Origin of the sequence: Phenylobacterium immobile (ATCC 35973) (assembly GCF_001375595.1) — a bacterium.
In the GTDB taxonomy this organism is placed as follows: Bacteria; Pseudomonadota; Alphaproteobacteria; order Caulobacterales; family Caulobacteraceae; genus Phenylobacterium; species Phenylobacterium immobile.
Window position 1 is genome coordinate 1,395,941 of record NZ_CVJQ01000001.1, and the last position, 20,484, is coordinate 1,416,424.

The following is a 20,484-nucleotide window of genomic DNA, read 5'->3' on the forward strand; positions in this document are numbered from 1 at the left end:
GCCGGTGCGTCGAGTCATGGCCTCCCATCGTCTCGCCTTGATCGGCGGCGGGCTGGCGCTGGCCGGCGCGCTGTCGGCCGTTGGGCTTGTCGCCGCGCAACCCGCCCCGGTCCCGCCGGCGGAGGAAGCGCCGCCCGTCGATGTGCCGACGCCCGCGCCCCTGGCCATTCCAGCGATCCCGCCTGAGGATCTAGCGCCCGCGCCGCGCCCGACCGCGGTCGTGGCGGCCAAGCCTACCGCTGCGCCGGCACGCCGGGCGCGCTACGACGTCGCCGTGATCCGGGCGATCGACAAGGTGACGGCTGAATCCATCCGCTTCGAAGCCCGGGTGGGTCAACCCGTCCGCTTCAAGGGCCTGATCTTCACGGTAAAGGCTTGCGAACGCTCAGCGCCAGATGAAGCCTTCGACGACTCCATCGCCTACCTGACGGTCGAATCCCAGCCGCGACCGGCGCCGGGCAAGCCGTTGCTGGCCCCGCGCCAGGTGTATCGCGGCTGGATGTACGCCTCGTCGCCCGGCGTCCACCCGCTCGAGCATCCCGTCTATGACGCCTGGCTGATGCTCTGCAGAGCCGCCACGCCTGCGCCAGGTCGTGTTACGCCGCCGGCCGCGCCTGCGGCCAAGGCCGCGCCGCCGCCCCCACCAGCGCCCGCGGCGACACCTACGCCGCCGGTCGCACCGGTGACGCCGCCCGCCGTCGTCCGGCCGCCGGTGCGCTCCACGCCGCCGGCGGCCGCCACGCCAGTGGCCCCACCGCCCGCACCGGACCCGATCGATGAGCCGCCGCCAGCGGAAGACCCGATCGGCTGAGGCCAAAAGCGCGCGTCCACCGCCAGCGCCGCCTTCAGTCGCCGCCGGTACTGGGCGCGCGAGAGCTCCAGCGCGCCGAACTGGGCCAGGTGTTCCGTCATGAACTGGGCGTCGAGCAGGACGAAGCCGTAGTCGATCAGCCGCGCGACCAGATGGACAAGAGCGATCTTTGAGGCGTCGGTCGCCCGGCTGAACATGCTTTCGCCGAAGAAAGCTCCGCCGAGCGCCACTCCGTAAAGGCCGCCCACCAACTGGCCCTGCGACCAGCATTCAACGCTGTGGGCGAAGCCCATCGCGTGCAATTCGCCGTAGAGCCGTTCGATCGGCCGATTGATCCAGGTCTCGGGATGATCGGGGCGCGGTTCCGCACACAGGGCCACGACGGTGGCGAAGGCCGTGTCAAACCGCACTTCATAGGGGTCCGCGCGCACTTTCCGCGCGAGCCTGCGCGACACGTGGAAACCTTTGAGCGGCAGCACCCCGCGCCACTCGGGGTCGACTAGAAACATCCGGTCGTCGTCCCGCGCATCGGCCATCGGAAAGACGCCGTTGGCGTAGCAGGACAGGAGCTCGGACGGACCGAAGGTCTCCATCAGGGACGCAATCAGGCCTGGGCCTGGGCCTTCATCCAGTTTTCCAGCCAGTGGATGTTGTAGGCGCCCTCGCGGATGTCGGGCTGCAACAACAGTTCCTGGAAGAGGGGGATGTTTGTGTCGATGCCGGCCACCACCATCTCGCTGAGGCAACGGTTCAACCGGGCGATACATTCGGCCCGGTCCCGGCCGTGAACGATCAGCTTGCCCACCAGGCTGTCGTAATAGGGCGGGATCGAATAGCCGGCGTACAGCGCGCTATCAAGGCGCACGCCCAGGCCGCCGGGCGCATGGAAGTCCGTGACCAGGCCTGGCGAGGGTACGAAGGTGCGGGCGTTCTCGGCGTTGATGCGGCACTCGATAGCGTGGCCCTCGAAGACCACTTCGTCTTGGCTGAACGACAGCGGCAGGCCCGCGGCGATGCGGATCTGTTCACGTACCAAATCGATGCCGGTGATGGCCTCGGTGACCGGATGCTCCACCTGCAGGCGGGTGTTCATCTCGATAAAGAAGAACTCGCCATTCTCGTACAGGAACTCGATGGTGCCGACGCCGAGGTAGCCGATGGCGCGGACGGCATCGACGACAACCTTGCCGATCTTCGCCCGCTCTTCCGGCGTGATGGCGGGCGAGGGGGCCTCTTCCAGAACCTTCTGGTGGCGGCGCTGCAGTGAACAGTCGCGTTCGCCCAAGTGGCAGACGTTGCCGAAGCTGTCGGCGATCACCTGGATCTCGATGTGCCGTGGCGTCTGGAGGTAGCGCTCCATGTAGACCGCGCCGTCGCCGAAGGCGGCCAGCGCTTCGGAACGCGCCGTGGATACGGCCTCCGCCAGATCGTCCTCGGTCTGGGCGACCTTCATGCCCCGTCCGCCGCCGCCGGCGGCGGCCTTGATCAGCACCGGAAAGCCGATCAGCTTGGCGGCTTCGAAGGCCTCTTCCTCGGTGGTCACGGCGCCATCCGAGCCGGGCACCACGGGTATGCCTGCGTCCTTCACCGCCTGCTTGGCGGTGATCTTGTCGCCCATCAGCTTGATGTGCTCAGGCCGCGGTCCGATGAAGGTGTAGCCGTGCGCTTCGACGATTTCGGCGAAACGGGCGTTTTCGGAGAGGAAGCCGTAGCCCGGATGGATCGCCTGAGCGCCGGTGATCTCCGCGGCCGCGATGATCTGTGGAATGTTCAAGTAGCTCTTGGCGGCCGGCGGAGGGCCGATACAGACGCTCTCGTCCGCCAGGCGCACCCACATGGCGCCGGAGTCGGCCTCGGAGTGGACGGCCACCGTGGAGATGCCCATTTCCTTGCAGGCGCGGTGGATGCGAAGCGCGATCTCGCCGCGGTTCGCAATCAGGATTTTTTCGAACATCGCGCTATTCGATGACGGCGAGAGGTTCGCCGTATTCGACCGGCTGGCCGTCGGCGACCAGCAGTTCGACGATCTTGCCGCCACGGGGGGCGGGGATCGGGTTCATGGTCTTCATTGCCTCGACGATCATGATCGTCTGGCCAGCTACGACGGTGTCGCCCACCTTCACAAAGGGTTCGGCGCCCGGCTGCGGCGACATGTAGGTGGTGCCGACCATCGGCGATTTAACCGTCTCACCGGCGGCGCGCGCGGGCGCAGTCTCGACGGCGGCGGCGGCGGGCGCTGCTGCGGCGGCCGGCGCGGGGGCATAGGCCACGGTCTGCGCCGCCGCTGTCAGGGTCTTGGCCACGCGAATCTTCAGGCCGTCGTGCTCGATCTCAATTTCCGACAGTCCTGTCTCGGTCAGGATATCCGCTAGTTTGCGGACCAGCTGCGCGTCGATCGAATCGGCGGAAGCCTTAGGGGTAGTGGGCATCACAGTTCCTTATTTCACGCTGGCCAGGTGAGCCGCGGCCTCCACGGCCAGTTCATAGCTCTTCCCGCCAAAGCCGGACACCAGGCCAGTCGCGGCCAGGGAGACATAGGTTTCGCGCCGAAACGCCTCGCGCGCGGCAGGGTTCGACAGGTGGCATTCAATCACCGGCACCGCCAGCATCTTGAGTGCGTCGAGGATCGCCACAGAGGTGTGGCCATAGCCGGCTGGATTGATGACCAGGCCGCAGGCCTCCGTGCGGGCTTCCTGAATCCAGTCGATCAGGACGCCCTCATGGTTCGATTGCCGGAATTCAATGGTGTGTCCCAAGGCAGCCGCCCGCACCTCGCAGAGGACGCGAATGTCTTCCAGGGTCTGCCGGCCGTAAATCTCGGGCTCCCGCGTCCCCAGGAGGTTGAGATTGGGGCCGCTCAGAACATAGATCGGTTTCGCCATTGCGCTCCGCCGTCGATTCCGCCGTCTTGTAACGGTGGGCGCTGCGGGTCACAAGCTCACGCCTTGGAGACAGGGTCATGAATCTGATCATCAACGGCGAGGCGCGCACCATAGAGGGCGTTGGCGACCTGGCTGGCCTGGTGGAAGCGCTGGGATTAGACCCGCGCAAGGTGGCGATCGAGCGCAACCTGGAGATCGTGCCCCGGTCGACCTATCTGGGCCATGCGATCGCTGACGGCGACCGTATCGAGATCGTGCATTTCATCGGAGGCGGCTGACCATGGACGGAACGACCGAGGCTAAGGCCGCCGATGAAACCTGGACCGTCGCCGGTCGCACCTTCACTTCGCGGCTGATCGTCGGGACCGGCAAGTACGCCGATTACGCCCTGAACGCCGCCGCAGCTGAAGCCGCTGGCGCCGAGATCGTCACGGTGGCCCTGCGCCGGGTGAACCTTGCCGATCCGAGCCAGCCCATGCTGGCCGACTATGTGAAGCCGGAGCGCTTCACCTATCTGCCGAACACCGCGGGCTGTTTCACTGGCGAGGACGCGGTGCGCACGCTCAGGCTCGCCCGCGAGGCCGGCGGATGGGACCTGGTGAAACTGGAGGTGCTTTCGAACACCGCACACCTCCTGCCCGACATGGAAGAAACGCTGCGCGCATTGAAGTTGCTGATTTCGGACGGCTTCTCCGTGATGGTCTACTGCACCGACGACCCGGTCTACGCCAAGAAGCTGGAAGACGCCGGCGCCGCAGCGATCATGCCGGCCGCCGCCCCCATTGGCTCGGGTCGGGGCATCCAGAACATGCTGAATCTCGGCCTGATCATTGAGCAATCCAAGGTTCCCGTCCTGGTCGACGCCGGTGTCGGCACCGCCTCGGACGCGACCGTCGCCATGGAGATGGGCTGCGACGCCGTGTTGATGAACACGGCGATCGCTGAGGCGAAGGACCCGATCCGCATGGCCCGCGCCATGAAGCACGCTGTTATCGCTGGGCGCGAAGCCTACCTGGCCGGGCGCATGGGCAAGCGGCTGTACGCGAGCGCAAGTTCGCCGCTTAACGGCTTGATCTGAGGCTCACGCCAGCTGCGGCGGCGGTTCGTTGAGGATCGCCCAGAACATGCCGAGATCCTGGATGGCCTCGAAGAAGGCGTTGAAATCGACGGGCTTCACGACGAAGGCGTTCACGCCAAGTTCGTAGCTGCGGAGCAGGTCGCGCTCCTCCCGCGACGCCGTGAGCATGACCACAGGAATCTGCCGCTTGGTGACGTCGCTCTTGACCTTCTCCAGCACCTCCAGGCCATCGACCTTGGGCAGCTTGAGATCCAGCAGCACCACGGCCGGGTCGCCGGCGTCGCGTTCGGCGAACTGGCCGCGCCCATAAAGGAAATCCAGCGCCTCGGCGCCATCCCTGGCGACCACGATCTCATTGGCGAGCTGACATTTCGCGAGCGCCGCCAAGGTCAGTTCGAGATCGCGGGGATTGTCTTCAACCAGCAGAATCGGCCGCAAGTCAGCCATACGTTCATCGCTCCTCGGCGACCGCCGTCGCCCGTTTTGGAATCACAATGGTGAAGCTCGCACCTTCGCCTTGGGTTCCCGTAGCCGAGACCGAGCCCCCGTGTCGTTCGGCTATCCGACGCACCAAGGCCAGCCCAATCCCCGTGCCTTCAAATTCCTCCGCCCGGTGCAGGCGCTGGAAAACGGCGAACAGCTTGTGTGTGTAGGCTGCGTCGAAGCCCGCGCCATTGTCGCGTACTGTGTAGCGGGTCGCCGTCGGTAGGTCTTCGCCGGTGATGCTGATGACGGCGGGGTCGCGTCCGCGGGTGTATTTGATGGCGTTGTCGAGCAGGTTGACGAACACTTGCCGCAACATCGCCGGATCGGCCCAAGCGCTGGGGAGGGAATCGACTTTCCACGTGATCCGGCGTCCCGCGACGTCGCTCGCCAGGCTGCGGCGCACGTCCTGAACCAACCGCTGCACATCCACGCGTCCGGGCGCCAGGCTGTTGCGCCCGAGTTGCGAGAAGGCCAGGAGGTCGTCGACCAGACGTCCGGCGGTCAGGGCTGAGTCGCGGATCGTCGCCAGATAGTGGCGGGACGTTGCGTCGATGGATTGTCCGACCCGCTCGGCCAACAAATCTGCGAATCCGGCCACGTGGCGAAAGGGCGCGCGCAGGTCGTGACTGATCGAGTAGGAGAAGCTTTCCAGCTCACGGTTGGTCTCGGCCAGGCGATTGGTCAATTCAGCACGCTCTTCGGCGCGGCGGAGCACGAAGTTCTGGATCGCCGCACGGAAACGCCGTGCGCTGTCGATCTCTTCTGCGGTCCAGGGCAGGGCGCGCAAGCGAACCTGTTCCTTCCAGAGTTCAAAGGATTGGCGAGGATGCAGTCGCTCGCCGATCTCGACGGCCTTTGCAGGTTCGCCGGCCCAGTTGACCGTGCGCAACGCCTGTGGGCGGAACCACATCAGGTAGTCAGGGTGGAGTTGCGAGATCGAAACAGCGAGCAGGCCGGACGCCTCGTCAGGGTCCACCTGGGCGTCCGGCCACGCATCGGCGATGCTTTCAAGGGCGACTTCACGCTGGCTCTCCGCAGCGAGCCGACGGGCGAGGTCCAGGATGGCGTCTGCGGGAGGCGTCACGCCGACAGAAATCACGCGGTCCTGGCCGACAAGGGCTGCGCCGGCGCCCCCGCCCACCGCCATCCAGGCCTCGGGATTCTCGGCGAGACCTTGATCATAGGCCGTTGCGGCGGCGACTTGGGTCAGGAGATCACCCTGAATTTCAGAAAGCCGCAATCGCTCCGACGAGCGCCTGGCCAGCTCGCGGGCCTCGATTTGCAATGAGAGGATTTGGCCCAGATGATCGCAGGCTGACCGGACCTGAGGGTTTACAGCGCGGGGGGCGGCGCTGTGCCCGCTGATCAGGCCCCAGAGCTCGCCCTCCACCACGATAGAGATCGACATGGATGAGGCCGTGCCCATGTTGCGCATATATTCAAGGTGCACGGGCGAGACGCTGCGCAAGGCGGCGCGGGAGAGGTCGACAGGCGCGCCATCAATCGGGCTGATCGCTGGGATGAGCGGGGCGGGCTGGTAATCCGCCGTCGGGATCAACCGGATGCGGCTGAGCTTGTAGAGCTCCCGGGCCTGGGCCGGGATATCGGCCGCGGGAAACTTCAGGTTGAGGTAGGACGGCAAGACGCCGTCGGAGGCCTCCGCAAGGACAGCGCCGACGCCCCTAGCATCGAAGCTGTACAGGAGGACCCGGTTGAAACCCGTCAGGGCCCACACCTCGTTCACCGCCGCCTCGGCTATGGACGTGACGTCTGCGGCGCCCGCCAGATCATCCATGAAGCGCCGAAGCCGCGGATAGAGTGCCGCCAGCGTCTGGTCTTCCGATGCGGGCGGGTCTTCAAACTCCACGATCACGCCCTGGTGGGTGGCATGGGCTGAGACATGAAACATGTGGCCGCTCACCCGAAGCGTCCGTGCCAGCACGGGATCCCGCGGGCCCAGCGCAGTAAGCTCCGCGGCCAAGAGCGCTAGGTCCGCGTTTGTGTCCAGACGATCTCCCGCCGTCAACGGAACCCCAATGGCGTCAGCGAGATTTGCGCTGACATGCAAAACCTCAGCGCCATCAAATGCGGTGATCAACAGAGCGCCATGTGGTTGTACGCCGCCGGGAATGCGGATCGGTTCGGCCGCGCAGGCATCGAGATCAATGGCGGTCTCGCCGCTAGGCTGGCTCACGGGTCCTGCTCCCTGACCGATCGCCGCTGCGCGGCTTTGATAACGAATGTTTATGTCCGCAAGCGCTGGTCAACCAAAGCTGAGTCATTGTTTTTCCTTGCGCTGCAGCATCCCTTTATGGCGGATGCGACCCTTCAGCGCATGAGATCGGGAGACCGTCTCTGGTGAATTTGGACCAGCCTAGCCCAAGCGACTCGCGCCCCTTCTCCGCTCGCGGGGAAATGGACGCCCTGTTCCTGCGACACGACTGGTCGACCTGCCCTGAGGGCGCTCCCGCGATCTGGTCGCAGGGCCTGCGCCAGGCGGTGGCGACCATGCTGAGCGCCGCCCATCCCATGGCCGTCTTTTGGGGGCCGCAGATGGTGTTCTTTTACAACGACGCTCTGCGCCAATCGTTGGGACCGGAAAAGCACCCGCGTGCGCTGGGCCAGCCGCTGCGCATCGCGTTCCCCGAGTCGCACCCCATCCTGGAGCCGGAGTTCGCCCGCGTTTTAGCCGGACAAGGCGCGGCCTGGCGCGAGAACCGGCGGATACCGATGCACCGACACGGCGTGCTGACCGACGCCTACTGGACCTATTCGGCCAATCCCATCGAGGATGGCGAGGCTGTTGCGGGCGTGCTGTTCATTGGGCAGGAAATCACCGGAGCGGTCCGCCGCGAGGCGGTCCTGACCGCCGAGGACACGGCGTTGAGACTGGCGCTGGAATCCGGCCGGCTTGGTCACTGGCGGCTGGATCTGGTCAACGGCGGCTTTGAATGCTCCGCCTCCTGCAAGGTCAATTTCGGGCGAAACCCGCATGCGGGCTTCACGTTCGACGACCTCCAGGCGGCGATCCATGCCGAGGACCAGGACCGGGCGAAATCTGCGATGGCGCGCGCGATCGAGCGCGGCGAGGACTACGATGTGGAAGTCCGTGTGCCCCGATCCGATGGCCGCGAGTCCTGGCTGCTGATGCGCGGCAGGGTGGCCTACGGCGGCGACGGTGGCGCTCTGTCGATCAGTGGCGTGTCGATGGACGTGACCGGGCGGCGCCGCGCGGAAGAACACCTGCGCCTGATGATCGATGAACTGAACCACCGGGTGAAGAATACGCTGGCGACCGTACAGTCGATTTCGCGGCAGACAATCCGAGGCGGCGCGGTGCCCGAGGCCGTTCGCGACAATCTAGACAGCCGACTTCTGGCGCTCAGCGCCGCCCATGACGTCCTGACCAGCGAACAATGGTCAGGCGCCGATCTGACGCCGATCGCCGCGCGGGCCTGTGAACCTTTTGGCGGGCCACCGGCCATCAACCTTTCAGGACCGTCGGTGCGATTGTCGCCGCGCATCGCCATCGCCCTGGCGCTCGCCTTGCACGAACTCTGCACCAATGCGGCCAAGTACGGCGCCCTGTCGCGGCCGACGGGTCGGGTGCGGATCGAATGGCGCTTCAAGGACAGCTCTGAGCAACCGGAGCTCGAGATCACCTGGCGTGAAAGCGGGGGCCCGCCGGTGACGCCGCCGTCGCGGCAAGGTTTTGGCAGCCGATTGATCCAACGCAGTCTGGCGGCTGAAATGGGTGGCCAGGCCTACATCGACTACGCCCCTGAAGGCGTAGTGTGCCGGCTTGGCGTGCGACTGTCGCACTCGGTGCTCAAGGCCAAGGGGACGCGCTTCCGGGTTTCGCGCGATGGGGAGAGTTGGACCGTCGCCGATGGCGAAGAGGTGCTGGCGTGGTTCGAAACCCAGGCCGACGCGATCGCCTATCTGACCGATCAGTTGAATGCTCTGCGCGTTAAGGGCCACAGCGGCACGGTGGTGTTCGATACGGCGGGCGCCAGCGATCCGCCGCCACGCACGCGTAGGGGCAGCCGCCCGCGCTTGAATTAGCGGCCGATAAGGGCTGAGCGTTCGTCCGCCGTCAGCACCCGCCAGCGGCCTTCCGGCAGGTCCGCCAGCAGGATGGGGCCGACACGCACCCGCAGCAGGTCGATCACCGTCAGATCGACGAGTTCGCACATGCGCCGGATTTGACGGTTGCGGCCCTCAGTCAGGATGAACCGCAACTTGTTGGAGCCCATGTTGTCGACGCGCGCGCGCTTCAGCTGGCGGCCGTCGAGGGCGAGGCCATGGCGTAGGCTGTTGATCTTTTCCTTGGTCAGGTCCCCTTGCACGCGGACCAGGTACTCTTTTTCCAGTTCCGACTCCGGCCCGATCACCGCCTTGGCGACGACCCCGTCCTCGGAAAGGATCAGGAGGCCGCGGCTGTCCATGTCGAGCCGGCCCACTGGCGCAAGGCGATTGTCGCGGCCGGGAATCGTCTCGGCCTTGCCGACGAGCGCCGACTTGGTGAGGAGGCGCACGGCCGGAACCTGGCCGGGTTCGGGTTGCGACGACACCACACCGATCGGCTTGTGGATCATGATGGTCAGGGCTTGGCCAAGGGTCTGCTCCGCCTTGTCGGACAGGGTCAGCGTCTGGCCCTGTTCGATCTTGCGGCCGGCGTCCTCCACGGTTTGGCCGTCGATGCTGACGAGGCCCTGGGCGATCAGGCCCTCGGCCTCGCGGCGCGAGCAGACGCCGTTCTGCGCCAGCCATCTGTTGACGCGCTGCGGTTCGGCTTCGTCATAGACGCGGGTCCAGGCCATCCGCCTGACTAGCCCCCAAGGACGAAGCCGGGCAAGAGACGCAGCGTGGAACAGTTTGATGTCGTGGTGATCGGGGCCGGCGCCGCCGGCATGATGTGCGCTATTGAGGCGGGCAAGCGTGGGCGTTGTGTCCTGGTGGTCGACCACGCTGCGGCGCCCGGCGAGAAGATCCGAATTTCCGGCGGCGGCCGCTGCAACTTCACCAATATCCATACCGCAGCTGATCGCTTTCTGACCGCGAACCCGAAGTTTCACGCCTCGGCGCTGCGCCGTTACCGGCCGCGCGACTTTGTGGCGCTTGTCGAGCGGCACGGGATCGCCTGGCATGAGAAGACGCTTGGCCAGCTGTTCTGCGACGACAGCGCCCGCCAGATCGTCGGCATGTTGGTCAAGGAGATGCGCACAGCGGGGGTGACGCTGCGCCTCTCGTGCGAGGTCTCCGATATCGCTCGCGGCGGCGAGGGGTTCACCCTACGCGCCAGTGGATCGCCGGTCGGTTGCCAGGCTCTGGTGATCGCCAGCGGCGGCAAGTCGATTCCGAAGATGGGCGCGACCGGCCTCGGCTATCAGGTCGCCGCGCAGTTCGGCGTGCCGGTGACCGAGACGCGACCAGGCCTCGTGCCGCTCACCTTCGAGCAAGGGCTGCTCAGCCGCTTGTCGTCGCTGGCTGGCGTCGCCGTGGACGCGGTCGTCGCCGCCGGCGGTGTGAAATTCGCCGAGGCGATGCTGTTCACCCATCGGGGCCTTAGCGGGCCGGCGATCCTCCAGGCGTCGTCCTATTGGCGCGAGGGCCAGGAGATCGTGGTCGACATGGCGCCGCAAACCGATCTCTTCCAGACGCTGCGCGCCGCCCGCGCGGCCAACGGCAAGCGCGCCGTCCATACCGTCCTCGGCGAGTTCGTGCCGCGCCGTCTGGCCCAGCTGATGGTCGAGAGCCAGGGCCTGAACGGCAATTTGGCCGACCAGTCGGACGTGAAGCTGCGCGCGCTAGCGGAGGCGGTCTGCGCGTGGCGCGTGAAACCGGTGGGATCCGAGGGCTACCGGACGGCCGAGGTCACCCTTGGCGGGATAGACACGCGCGCGCTTGACCCGCGCACAATGGCGGTGACGAAGCAGCCTGGCCTTCACTTCATCGGCGAAGTCGTCGACGTCACCGGCTGGCTCGGCGGCTATAATTTCCAGTGGGCCTGGGCTAGCGGCTGGTGCGCCGGCCAGGCGGTCTGACCCCTAGGTTTTCCGGGCCGCGTCGGCCTTGGCCACCGCTATCGCGGCTTTCAGCGACGGAATGTCCGCGCCGCCGATGAAGGTGTCGCCGACGATGAAGGCCGGCGTGCCCTCGATCTTCATGGCCATGGCCAACGCCCGCACTTCGGCGATCTGCTTGACGATGGACGGGGCCTTGGCGTCGGCCCGGATTTTGACCGGATCTAGGCCAGCGGCGGCCAGATGACGATCGATCGCCGCCTCGTTCAGAGCCTTGTCGGCCATCATCGCCTTGTAGACCTCGAGACCCTTGGCCTTGACCTGCGGTGTCAGCGAGACCCGCGCGGCCGTGTCGGAGACTTCGCCGAAGATCGGGAATTCTTTGAATACGAACCGCACGTCCGGGTTTTCGGCGATCAGGGCGATAATCTCCGGCGCGGCGGTTTTGCAAAAGCCACAGCGGTAATCGAAGAACTCGACCACAGTGATCTTGCCGTCGGGGTTCGCTACGAAGTCGCGGGGGTCGCGCTCCAGGGCTGTGCGATGTTTTTCAATGAGTTCGCCGGACTGCTGAGCCTCGGCCATCCGCTCTTTCTCGCTCAACTTCTGCACGGCCTCACGGATCACCTCGGGGTGCGCCATCAGATAGGCGCGCACCTTCTCGCCGAAGGCGGCGTCCTGCGACGGTTGGCAGCCGGCGAGGGAGAGGGCGGCGGTCGCGCCGGCGAGCAGGATAAGCGGGCTCATGAGATTCCGTGGCAAGAGAGGCATAGGCGAGGGGATTAGCGGACCTGGACGGAGGCGACGGAGCCTTCCTTGGCCAGTTCCTTCAGATCTTCGCGGCTAGGCTTGGAGACCAGCACGATGTCGGTGGCGCGGCGCCACTCCGGCGTATTGCGGTTCAGCCGTTCGCGAGCGCGCATGGCGAAGATCCGTGCGTTCACCTCGTCGCCGATGCTGAAGCTGTATTCGGCAGTCGCCAGGCGCGCCAAACCGTCTTCGCCGCGCTTATCATAAGCCTCGGCCAGCATGCGCCAGGCCAGGCCGTTCTCCGGATCCTGCACCAGCGAACGCTTCAACTCCGCGACGCCCTCCTCGATCTTGGTCTTGTCGTCCAAGGCGATCAGCGTCTGGCCGAGATTGACCCGCAGCAGGGGCGCGTCTGGCTTCAGCGCCACCGACCGACGCTGCGGCGCTTCGGCTTCCTTGGCTCGACCGTATTCGAAGAGGATCTGCCCTTTCAGTTCCCACAGATAGGGATTGCTCGGCTGCTCCTCGAGAAGCGCATCGATCAGCTTCAGGGCCCGGTCTGGCTCCTTCATCTGATAATAGGCGATGGCGCGGGCGTATCGGGCCGGGTAGCTTCGGTCGGTCTCCTGGTAGGTGACAATCGCGGTCTGCGGATTGATGAATCCGTCCAGCTTGGCCTTCATCACCGCGTGCTCGGCCAGAGCCTCCGGCGTGTCGACGTCATTGTAGTGCGACAGCGTCGACACTCGCCGTTGCAGCGCCTCGATCCGATCCGAGGATAGCGGGTGACTGCGGAAATAGGCGTAGCGGCGGCTTTCGTCGAAGACCTCCTGGTAGCGGAAGTTGTCGAAGAAGTCGGCGAGGCCGCGGCCAGACTTGCCAGCCTTTTCCAGCAGCGTCGCCCCCGCCTGGTCAGCCCGCGATTCCTGTTCGCGGCTATAGCCGAGCGCCCCCAGCGTGCCGAAGTATCCGGCGCTGGAGGCAAGGCCGGCCGCGGCGTCCATCGCGCCAGCCAGTCCCGCGAGGATGCCCAGCCCCATGGTCAGCAGGAATGGTTTCATGCCGGCGGCCTGCATGTCGCCGGATCGGAAGCTGTGGCCAGCCGCCAGGTGGCCGACTTCGTGAGCGATGACGCCTTCAAGCTCGTTGGGCGTCGTCGTCTGCAGAATCAGGCCGGTGTTGATGCCCATGGTCTTGGGCGCGGCGAACGCGTTGAGCTCCTTCGAACCGATGAGCAGAACCTGCACGTTCTTCGGGTCGATGCCGGCCGCGGTCAGGATCGGGTCGGCCTCACGGTGGAGGATTTCCTCGATCTCGGTGTCGCGGATGAGCGACTGCGATTCCTGCGCGAACGCGGGCGCCGCAGATTGCACCAAGGTGAGCGCCGTCAGCCCGACCAGCGCGAGCTTACGGACCTTTACGGAAAGGGACCGGGCAGGGGGGCGCATGTGCAAACCTCTGATGCGTCCCCCTGCTCGCGAGCCTAGCGCCTCACCCGCACCGCCACCAGCCTCGGCGCGGCGTCGCAGGTGCGGAAGAGATCTCGTTCGGATCGACGACAGGGACCAGCGCAGCTTCAAGCGCGACGACGTCCGAGACGGGCTCTGGCTCAGGGGGGATCTGCGCCACAGGTTCGGGTTCAGGCTGCGGTTCCGGCTGGGTTTCCAACGCGGCCGCAGCCGCAGCGGCGGCCGCCTTGGTGAGACGCGGCTTGCGGGCGCGACGGGCGGGCGCCGGAACGCTATCGCTGGCCTCCTCCGAGGCCGCTTCGACGACATCGACAGTTTCCGCCTCGGCGATGACCGGTGCGAGGACCGTTTCCATCGCCGGCGCGTCGAGCGTGATCACGGCTTCCGCCGGGATATCGGCGACGGTCTCTTCAGCAGGCGACTTGTCGCCGCCACGACGGCGACCACGACCGCGCGAACGGCTCGCCTTGGGCTTTTCTTCCTCCGCCGGAAGTTCGACCCAGATATCGACATCGCTGCGGTCATTGGCGGCGATGCTGGCCGCCGCGGGCGCCGGCGCTTCGACGGGGGTGGGGCTGGGCGCAGGTTGGGCGCTGACTTCCGGCTGCAGGGCGCGACGCAGGTCTTCGGCGGGATCGTACCAGACGAAGGGATCTTCGCCGTAGGGCACCCACGGACGGATCCAGGCGAACATTTCGTTCGGACGGGTCTCGTCGCGCATTCGGCGACCGCCGCGGCGGCCACGTCTACGACGCCGGCCAAAGCCGCCGTCATCGTCGGCTTCCCCCGCGACTTCGCCTTCCGGCGCGGCCTCGAAGGCCTTGGGCTCTCCGCGTTCACCGCGATTGCGGCGGCGGTTGCGACGACCGTTGCGACGGCCGCTTTCGGTGTCTTCAGCGTCGCGACGCGCCGGAGCCACGGCGACAGCGCCATCCTCGTCGGCTTCGTCGACGAGTTCGTCTTCGACTTCCTCGTCGTCCTCGTCCTCGTCCTCGTCTTCAACCTCCTCTTCGTCGTCGTAGTCTTCGTCGACGGGGTTGTAGATCGGGGCGGTGGCCGCCGCGAGGGCGATCGGGGCGTGAGTCGTCTCCGCAGCCGTCCGCTCCACGCGGCTTTCAGCATGCGCCAGAGCGTCGTCGACGACGATCGTCACGAACAGGCCGAAGGCCTGGTGCAGACGGGCGAGGTGGCCGCGCTTCTCGTTCAGAATGTAGAGGGCGACCGCGCGGGGCACACTGAGGGTCGCCTCGCCGCCGCCGTTCTTGGCTTCCTGCTCCACGGCGCGCAGCGCCGAGAGGGCGCTCGATTCCACGGACCGCACGCGGCCTGTGCCGCCGCAGTGTTCGCACACGTGGGTGGTGCCTTCCAGCACGCCGGCGCGCCGGCGCTGGCGACTGATTTCCATCAGGCCAAAGGTCGAGATCTTGCCCATCTGCACGCGGGCGCGATCGTCGGCCAGGCAGTCCTTCATCTTCTTCTCGACGGAGCGATTGTTCTTCGACTCGTCCATGTCGATGAAGTCGATGACAACCAGACCCGCCAGGTCGCGAAGGCGCATCTGCCGGGCGGCTTCTTCGGCGGCTTCCATATTGGTCTTGAGGGCGGTGGCCTCAATGTTCCGCTCGCGGGTCGCGCGACCGGAGTTCACGTCGATGGCGACCAGGGCCTCGGTCTGATTGATCACCAGATAACCGCCGGAACGCAGCGGCACGACGGGCGAATAGATCTGGTCGAGATGGTCTTCGATGCCAAACTTCATGAACAGCGGCGTCGGCTCGCGGTGCGGCTGCACCTTCTTGGCCTGGCTGGGCATCAGCATGCGCATGAAGTCATGTGCTGCCTTGAAGGAAGCTTCGCCCTCGACAATGACGCCGTCGATGTCCTTGTCGTAGAGGTCGCGGATCGCCCGCTTCACAAGGTCTTCTTCCTCGTAGATCAGAGCTGGCGCGATCGAGTGCAGCGTCTTTTCGCGGATGTTCTCCCACAGACGCAGCAGATAGTCGTAGTCGCGCTTCAGTTCGGTCTTGGTGCGCTTGGCCCCGGCGGTGCGGACGATCAGTCCCATCCCCTGCGGGACTTCCAGGCTCTGCACCACGCTCTTCAGGCGCTTGCGATCGTTCACCGCGGTGATCTTGCGGCTGATGCCGCCGCCGCGCGCCGTGTTCGGCATTAGGACGCCGTAGCGGCCGGCCAGCGACAGGTAGGTGGTCAGCGCCGCGCCCTTGTTGCCGCGCTCTTCCTTGACGACCTGGACCAGCATGATTTGCCGGCGACGGATCACTTCCTGGATCTTGTAGCGACGCATCAGGCGACGCTTGCGACGCGCCAATTCTTCGTCGACGTCGTCCTCGTCGTCATCGGCGACGGTGTCGACATCGCCGTCTTCATCGTCCTCGCCGCCGCCATTCCGGGTGCGAGGTTCGTGATGATCGTCTTCGTCGTCGGCCTCCTCGCGCATCAGCGCTTCGCGGTCGGCCAAGGGGATCTGGTAGTAGTCGGGGTGGATTTCGTTGAAGGCCAGGAAGCCGTGGCGGTTGCCGCCGTACTCGATGAAGGCCGCCTGCAGTGACGGTTCAACGCGCGTCACCTTGGCGAGATAGATATTCCCTCGGAGCTGCTTGCGGTTCTGGCTTTCGAAATCGAATTCTTCAATGCGCGATCCGTCGATCACCACCACGCGGGTTTCTTCCGCGTGGGCGGCGTCGATCAACATAGTCTTGGTCATGTGGTGACTCTCCACGGCCTGCGGCGGACGCTCGGTCCTGCTGCGGCCGGTGCATGAGATGGGCGCGCGGATCGCCGCAAGCTGCGCCGAAGACGGCGGCTCGGGCGGTGTCTCGGGGAGCGTCAGGCCGGTTTATGGCGTGAGCTGCGCGGCCCATCAGGTGTGTTCCCAGGCGCGCCGCCAGCGGCGCGGATCGGATTGTGCGCCGCCGTCGGGAGAAGCCCTGACAAAGCTGGCGCGGGGTTTGTTCAGCGCGGCGCTCTGACCTCCGCCCGCCCAGGCATGTCAGCCGGGCGAGATGGGGGGGCGTGCCGCGCAGGCGGACATTGCAACACTGCAACGCAAAAGAAAAGCGATGCGACTCCGAAGACTTAGAAAGTGCGGCGGAAACGTCCGGTTAACCGTTTGGCTACCCTGTGCGGTTCAGGGTCGCGCTTTCGACGCTGAGCCTGCGGTTCAGCGCCTGTAGGGGCTGTGGTGATGTTGGCGGGCCTGAGGCGAGGCATGAGGAGCAAGGCCTTGCGCGCGCTTGGCGCAATGGCGGTGGTCCTGGGCGGCCTGGGCGCTTTCGCTGGCTCAAGCGCCGCGATCTCTCAGGCGACCGTCCTGCGAGTCCGAGTCGGTGGCGACCAGGCACAGACGCGGATCGTCCTCGATCTCGATCGTTCGGTCGTCGCGAAGCTTAGCGCCGATGGATATTCCGATCAGCGCCTGGTCCTGAGTTTGCCCGGCGCCCGGGCCGCCGACGGCCTGCAGGGGGGGCGGCAGGGCCTGGTGAAGGCCTGGCTGATCGATCACCCGTCGTCGGGCGCGCGCCTGCAGATCGACCTGGCCGCCGGCGCGACTGTGGCCCGCCGCTTCCTGCTGCCGCCGGCCGACGGCGTGGAGCACTATCGCTACGTGGTGGATTTGATCCCTCAGGGAGCGGCGCCCCGGGAAGTTGCGCCTACGGCTACGTTCACTGCCTATGAGAAGGCGGTCGCGAAGGGCAGGAGCCCTGAGCAGGCTGCGGGCAAGGCGATGAAGATCGCCAAGGGGTCGACGAAGAGCAGACCGTTGTCGCTCAAAAAGGTCGTCGTCATCGACGCTGGCCATGGCGGTCACGATCCCGGCGCCCGCGGGGCCAAGGGCTGGGAAAAGGACATCAATCTCGCCGCCGCCCTGGCGCTGAAGGACCGGCTCGAGGGCTCGGGCCGATACAAGGTCGTCATGACGCGCGACAGCGACGCTTATGTGCCGCTGGACAGCCGCGTGCGGATCGCCCAGCGCGCCAACGCCGACCTGTTCATTTCGCTGCACTCGGATTCCGGCCCCGACGCCAACGTCAGCGGCGCCTCGGTCTATACGCTGTCGGATCAGGCCTCTGCGCGCGCCCAGAAGTTCGTCACCAAGGACGACTGGTTCATGAAGGCGAGCCTCGCGCGAGGCGGTGTCAGCGATATCCTCTTCGACCTGACGCAGCGCGCCACGCGCAACCGCTCGGCGGCCTTCGCCCAGATGCTGGTGGCCGAGATCGAGCCGCATACGAACCTCCTGCGCCGCAGCCATCGCGACGCCGGTTTCATGGTGCTGCTCGCGCCGAACGTACCGGCGGTGCTGCTGGAAATGGGCTTCGTGACCAATGGGGCCGACGAGGCGCTGCTTCGCGATCCGCGTCGACGCGGGCGACTGATGGACGCCGTTGGTGATTCCATCGACAGCTACTTCGCCGAGACCACCCGCCTCGCGACCCGCTGACGACGGCGGCGCATTGGCGCCTGCCGCGAAGACGGCTAGATCGGTCGTCTTCAGTGGGTGAGGCCCGTCCGAGTTTGAGCGCCCTCGATCGTCCGACCGCGCAGCCTGCCCCCGTCGAGCCGTGGGTGAAGACGCTGGCCTTCGTCGTTGCGGCGATGGTGGCGCTCGCCGCCCTGTCCGCGGCGATCTGGATGGCCTGGCTATTTCATGACCTGCCCGACGCCGGCGATCTGGTGGACTACCACCCGCCGACCGCAACCCGCGCCTACGCCTGGGATGGCACCCTGATCGGCGAGTTTTCGCGCGAACGGCGCATCTACGTGCCTTATGACAACATGCCGCCGCAGCTGGCCGAGGCGTTTCTTGCCGCTGAGGACCGCAATTTTTTCCGCCACTCCGGCGTCGATTACCAAGGTCTCAGCCGCGCCATGGTGCGTAATGTGCTGAACGCTGTTCGAGGCCGCCGGCTGGAGGGCGGGTCCACCATCACCCAGCAGGTGGCCAAGAACGTCCTCCTCACAAACGACGCCACCATCGCGCGCAAGCTGAAGGAAGCCATCCTGGCCAGCCGGCTGGAAAGCACGCTCAGCAAGGAGCGCATCCTTGAGCTCTATCTGAACGAGATCTGGCTGGGTTACCGGTCCTATGGCGTCGGCGCCGCGGCCTATAACTATTTCGGCAAGTCGATCAGCGACCTCACGCTCGCCGAGTGCGCTTATCTCGCGGCCTTGCCGAAGGGCCCGGACAATTATCATCCGCAGCGGCGTCGCGCCGCCGCTGTCGGTCGGCGCAACTGGGTGCTGGGCCAGATGGCCGAGGCTGGTTGGATCAGTCGCGCTGAGGCGATGCGCGCACAGGCCGAGCCCTTGAATGTTCAGCCTGAGCCCAAGCGGGCGCGGTACAGCGACGGCGATTACTTCGTCGAGGAGGTCCGGCGTCGCGGCCTGGCGACCCTCGGCGACCGCCTGAACGAAGGCGGCTACTACATGCGCACGACCCTGGATCCGCGGCTGCAGACCGCGGCGCGGACGGCGCTGATGGTTGGTCTTGAGAAGTACGATCGTCGGCACGGCTGGCGTGGCGCCTTCGGCCATGTGGACACCCTCGACGGCTGGGAGTCCGAGGCCAAGTCAAAGGCGCGGCCCGCCGAACGCCGCACCTGGATTCAGGCTGTCGTTACAGGCGTGCGCCCCGGTGTCCAGGTCCGCACGCTGGATGGCCGCGAAGGCGTTCTGGCGGGCGAAGATGTCTCCTGGGCCCGGGCCGGGCGCGGGATCGGCACAGGCGACCTTATCTTCGTCGAACCGCCGGAGCCGGGTGTGGCGGGCGACTTCCGGCTGAAGCAGATTCCGGCGGTAAACGGGGCTCTGGTGGCGATGGAGCCCTATTCTGGCCGGGTGCTTGCGATGGTCGGCGGGTATTCCTTCACCCTGTCGAGCTTCAACCGCGCAACCCAGGCGCTGCGTCAGCCCGGTTCGTCCTTCAAACCTTTCGTCTACGCTGCGGCCCTGGAGAATGGCTATACGCCGGCCAGCGTCGTGATGGACGCGCCCATCACGCTGTCGGGAGCTAATGGCCAAGCCTGGACGCCGGAAAACTACGAGCACGACTATTACGGCGCCCTGCAGCTGCGCAAAGGCCTGGAACTTTCGCGCAACGCCATGACCGTGCGCCTGGCGCAGGGCGTGGGTATGACCAAGATTTCGGCATTGGCCGAACGCCTTGGCATCACCGGCAAGATGGATCGCGTCCTGGCCATGGCCCTGGGATCGGGCGAGACAACGGTCTACCGGATGGCCGCGGCTTACTCGTCGTTCGTCAACGGCGGCAAGAAGGTCGAGCCACACCTGATCGAGTTGGTCCAGGACCGCGAAGGCAAGACAATCTGGAAGGCTGATGGTCGTGAGTGCGACCGGTGCGACGCGGGCTTCGGCGGTGGTGAAAGCCCCCGAACGCCTTTGGCGGGCGAGCAGGTGATGGATCCCATTACGGCCTATCAGATCACCTCCATGCTGCAGGGCGTGGTCCAGCGCGGAACGGCGGCCTCGGCCTCGGTCCTGGGCCGACCGGTAGGCGGCAAGACGGGTACGACCAACGACTATCGGTCGGCCTGGTTCATGGGTTTCACCCCCCAACTGGTGGCTGGCGTCTTCATCGGATTCGACGACAACCGCAGCCTGGGCAAGGGAGAGACCGGCAGCCAGGCGGCCGTTCCGATTTTCATCGACTTCATGAAGGAAGCGCTGCTGGGCTACCCTGTGGCGGACTTCAAGGCCCCGTCGAACGCCAAGTTCGCCTCGGTGCGCGGCATCCGCGAGGCCTTCCGCCCAGGCACCGAGCCGCGCGAGGTCATAGCTGCGCCGACCGTCCTGACCGGACCGCAGCCCTACAGTTCCGTCTGGAGCGATGGCCAGGTTACCGGCGCTCCGTCAGCGGCCACCGCCGTGGCCCCCCCGCCGAAGCGGGCCGTCGAGGAAACCGACGGCTTGTTCTGATGTGTCGCGCGGGCTAAGCCCCGCG

General features: G+C 66.2%; 16 protein-coding genes and 1 pseudogene. 7 read left to right on the forward strand and 10 right to left on the reverse strand.

Going from position 1 to position 20,484, the window contains the following annotated elements; all coding sequences use genetic code 11:
• Window positions 1-16: 16 nt before the first annotated feature.
• Window positions 17-811, forward strand: coding sequence for a DUF2155 domain-containing protein (locus BN1313_RS16840; protein ID WP_245620122.1), 795 nt, complete (start codon window positions 17-19; stop codon window positions 809-811).
• Here BN1313_RS16840 and aat read toward each other — a convergent pair.
• From aat to BN1313_RS06835, 4 genes and pseudogenes are all read right to left on the reverse strand, one after another.
• Window positions 709-1,407, reverse strand: a pseudogene (aat, locus tag BN1313_RS06820) (leucyl/phenylalanyl-tRNA--protein transferase); the annotation flags it as partial. The gene BN1313_RS16840 and the pseudogene aat overlap by 103 nt on opposite strands.
• 8 nt (window positions 1,408-1,415) lie before the next feature.
• Complete coding sequence (gene accC / locus BN1313_RS06825) at window positions 1,416-2,765, reverse strand: acetyl-CoA carboxylase biotin carboxylase subunit (protein ID WP_091738215.1); 1,350 nt, start codon at window positions 2,763-2,765, stop codon at window positions 1,416-1,418.
• 4 nt (window positions 2,766-2,769) lie between these two features.
• A complete protein-coding gene (accB, locus tag BN1313_RS06830; protein ID WP_091738218.1) occupies window positions 2,770-3,240 on the reverse strand; it encodes an acetyl-CoA carboxylase biotin carboxyl carrier protein in 471 nt (156 codons plus the stop codon).
• Window positions 3,241-3,249: 9 nt separating this feature from the next.
• Entirely contained in the window at window positions 3,250-3,693 is a 444-nt protein-coding gene (locus BN1313_RS06835; RefSeq protein WP_091738222.1) for a type II 3-dehydroquinate dehydratase, read from the reverse strand.
• A 77-nt stretch (window positions 3,694-3,770) separates the two neighbouring features.
• On the opposite strand from BN1313_RS06835, the gene thiS reads away from it, so the two are divergent.
• The gene (gene thiS, locus BN1313_RS06840; RefSeq protein WP_091738225.1) at window positions 3,771-3,971 is read left to right on the forward strand and encodes a sulfur carrier protein ThiS; all 201 of its coding nucleotides are present in this window, start codon (window positions 3,771-3,773) and stop codon (window positions 3,969-3,971) included.
• 2 nt (window positions 3,972-3,973) lie between these two features.
• Window positions 3,974-4,771: a thiazole synthase gene (locus tag BN1313_RS06845; protein ID WP_091738228.1), complete on the forward strand. Its 798-nt coding sequence runs from the start codon at window positions 3,974-3,976 to the stop codon at window positions 4,769-4,771.
• Window positions 4,772-4,774: 3 nt separating this feature from the next.
• Here BN1313_RS06845 and BN1313_RS06850 read toward each other — a convergent pair whose 3' ends face one another.
• Window positions 4,775-5,218: a response regulator gene (locus tag BN1313_RS06850; protein ID WP_091738230.1), complete on the reverse strand. Its 444-nt coding sequence runs from the start codon at window positions 5,216-5,218 to the stop codon at window positions 4,775-4,777.
• Window positions 5,219-5,222: 4 nt separating this feature from the next.
• Entirely contained in the window at window positions 5,223-7,451 is a 2,229-nt protein-coding gene (locus BN1313_RS06855) for an ATP-binding protein (RefSeq protein WP_091738233.1), read from the reverse strand.
• A gap of 221 nt (window positions 7,452-7,672) precedes the next feature.
• Between BN1313_RS06855 and BN1313_RS06860 the strand changes: the two genes are divergently transcribed.
• The gene (locus BN1313_RS06860) at window positions 7,673-9,322 is read left to right on the forward strand and encodes a sensor histidine kinase (protein WP_091738235.1); all 1,650 of its coding nucleotides are present in this window, start codon (window positions 7,673-7,675) and stop codon (window positions 9,320-9,322) included.
• Here BN1313_RS06860 and BN1313_RS06865 read toward each other — a convergent pair.
• Window positions 9,319-10,080, reverse strand: coding sequence for a pseudouridine synthase (locus tag BN1313_RS06865; protein WP_091738237.1), 762 nt, complete (start codon window positions 10,078-10,080; stop codon window positions 9,319-9,321). The two genes, BN1313_RS06860 and BN1313_RS06865, sit on opposite strands and share 4 nt — an antisense overlap.
• Before the next feature lie 45 nt (window positions 10,081-10,125).
• Here BN1313_RS06865 and BN1313_RS06870 point away from each other — a divergent pair, with 45 nt between their 5' ends.
• Complete coding sequence (locus tag BN1313_RS06870) at window positions 10,126-11,304, forward strand: BaiN/RdsA family NAD(P)/FAD-dependent oxidoreductase (RefSeq protein ID WP_091738241.1); 1,179 nt, start codon at window positions 10,126-10,128, stop codon at window positions 11,302-11,304.
• A 3-nt stretch (window positions 11,305-11,307) separates the two neighbouring features.
• On the opposite strand, the gene BN1313_RS06875 is transcribed toward BN1313_RS06870, so the two are convergent.
• Genes BN1313_RS06875 through BN1313_RS06885 form a run of 3 tightly spaced genes read right to left on the reverse strand, consistent with a single transcriptional unit; the run spans window position 11,308 to window position 16,227 of the window.
• On the reverse strand, window positions 11,308-12,030 hold the full coding sequence (locus BN1313_RS06875) for a DsbA family protein (RefSeq protein ID WP_245620123.1): 723 nt from the start codon (window positions 12,028-12,030) through the stop codon (window positions 11,308-11,310).
• A gap of 35 nt (window positions 12,031-12,065) precedes the next feature.
• Window positions 12,066-13,481 (reverse strand): M48 family metalloprotease, encoded by a 1,416-nt coding sequence (locus BN1313_RS06880; protein WP_091738247.1) that lies wholly within the window; start codon window positions 13,479-13,481, stop codon window positions 12,066-12,068.
• A gap of 43 nt (window positions 13,482-13,524) precedes the next feature.
• A complete protein-coding gene (locus BN1313_RS06885) occupies window positions 13,525-16,227 on the reverse strand; it encodes an Rne/Rng family ribonuclease (protein WP_091738250.1) in 2,703 nt (900 codons plus the stop codon).
• A gap of 504 nt (window positions 16,228-16,731) precedes the next feature.
• Between BN1313_RS06885 and BN1313_RS06890 the strand changes: the two genes are divergently transcribed.
• Both BN1313_RS06890 and BN1313_RS06895 read left to right on the forward strand, forming a co-directional pair.
• On the forward strand, window positions 16,732-17,964 hold the full coding sequence (locus BN1313_RS06890) for an N-acetylmuramoyl-L-alanine amidase family protein (RefSeq protein ID WP_245620124.1): 1,233 nt from the start codon (window positions 16,732-16,734) through the stop codon (window positions 17,962-17,964).
• Between the two features lie 155 nt (window positions 17,965-18,119).
• Window positions 18,120-20,459, forward strand: a complete 2,340-nt coding sequence (locus BN1313_RS06895; RefSeq protein ID WP_091742453.1) for a penicillin-binding protein 1A — start codon at window positions 18,120-18,122, stop codon at window positions 20,457-20,459.
• Window positions 20,460-20,484: the final 25 nt, after the last annotated feature.

Bases quoted from the DNA above. Each gene is read 5' to 3' on its own strand.
- BN1313_RS06895 (WP_091742453.1), top strand. From the start codon at position 18,120: ATGGTGGCGCTCGCCGCCCTGTCCGCGGCGATCTGGATGGCCTGGCTA.
- BN1313_RS06890 (WP_245620124.1), top strand. From the start codon at position 16,732: ATGAGGAGCAAGGCCTTGCGCGCGCTTGGCGCAATGGCGGTGGTCCTG.
- BN1313_RS06875 (WP_245620123.1), bottom strand. From the start codon at position 12,030: ATGAGCCCGCTTATCCTGCTCGCCGGCGCGACCGCCGCCCTCTCCCTC.
- BN1313_RS06860 (WP_091738235.1), top strand. From the start codon at position 7,673: ATGGACGCCCTGTTCCTGCGACACGACTGGTCGACCTGCCCTGAGGGC.
- BN1313_RS06880 (WP_091738247.1), bottom strand. From the start codon at position 13,481: ATGCGCCCCCCTGCCCGGTCCCTTTCCGTAAAGGTCCGTAAGCTCGCG.
- BN1313_RS06850 (WP_091738230.1), bottom strand. From the start codon at position 5,218: ATGGCTGACTTGCGGCCGATTCTGCTGGTTGAAGACAATCCCCGCGAT.
- thiS (WP_091738225.1), top strand. From the start codon at position 3,771: ATGAATCTGATCATCAACGGCGAGGCGCGCACCATAGAGGGCGTTGGC.
- accB (WP_091738218.1), bottom strand. From the start codon at position 3,240: ATGCCCACTACCCCTAAGGCTTCCGCCGATTCGATCGACGCGCAGCTG.
- BN1313_RS16840 (WP_245620122.1), top strand. From the start codon at position 17: ATGGCCTCCCATCGTCTCGCCTTGATCGGCGGCGGGCTGGCGCTGGCC.
- accC (WP_091738215.1), bottom strand. From the start codon at position 2,765: ATGTTCGAAAAAATCCTGATTGCGAACCGCGGCGAGATCGCGCTTCGC.
- BN1313_RS06885 (WP_091738250.1), bottom strand. From the start codon at position 16,227: ATGACCAAGACTATGTTGATCGACGCCGCCCACGCGGAAGAAACCCGC.
- BN1313_RS06835 (WP_091738222.1), bottom strand. From the start codon at position 3,693: ATGGCGAAACCGATCTATGTTCTGAGCGGCCCCAATCTCAACCTCCTG.
- BN1313_RS06845 (WP_091738228.1), top strand. From the start codon at position 3,974: ATGGACGGAACGACCGAGGCTAAGGCCGCCGATGAAACCTGGACCGTC.
- BN1313_RS06865 (WP_091738237.1), bottom strand. From the start codon at position 10,080: ATGGCCTGGACCCGCGTCTATGACGAAGCCGAACCGCAGCGCGTCAAC.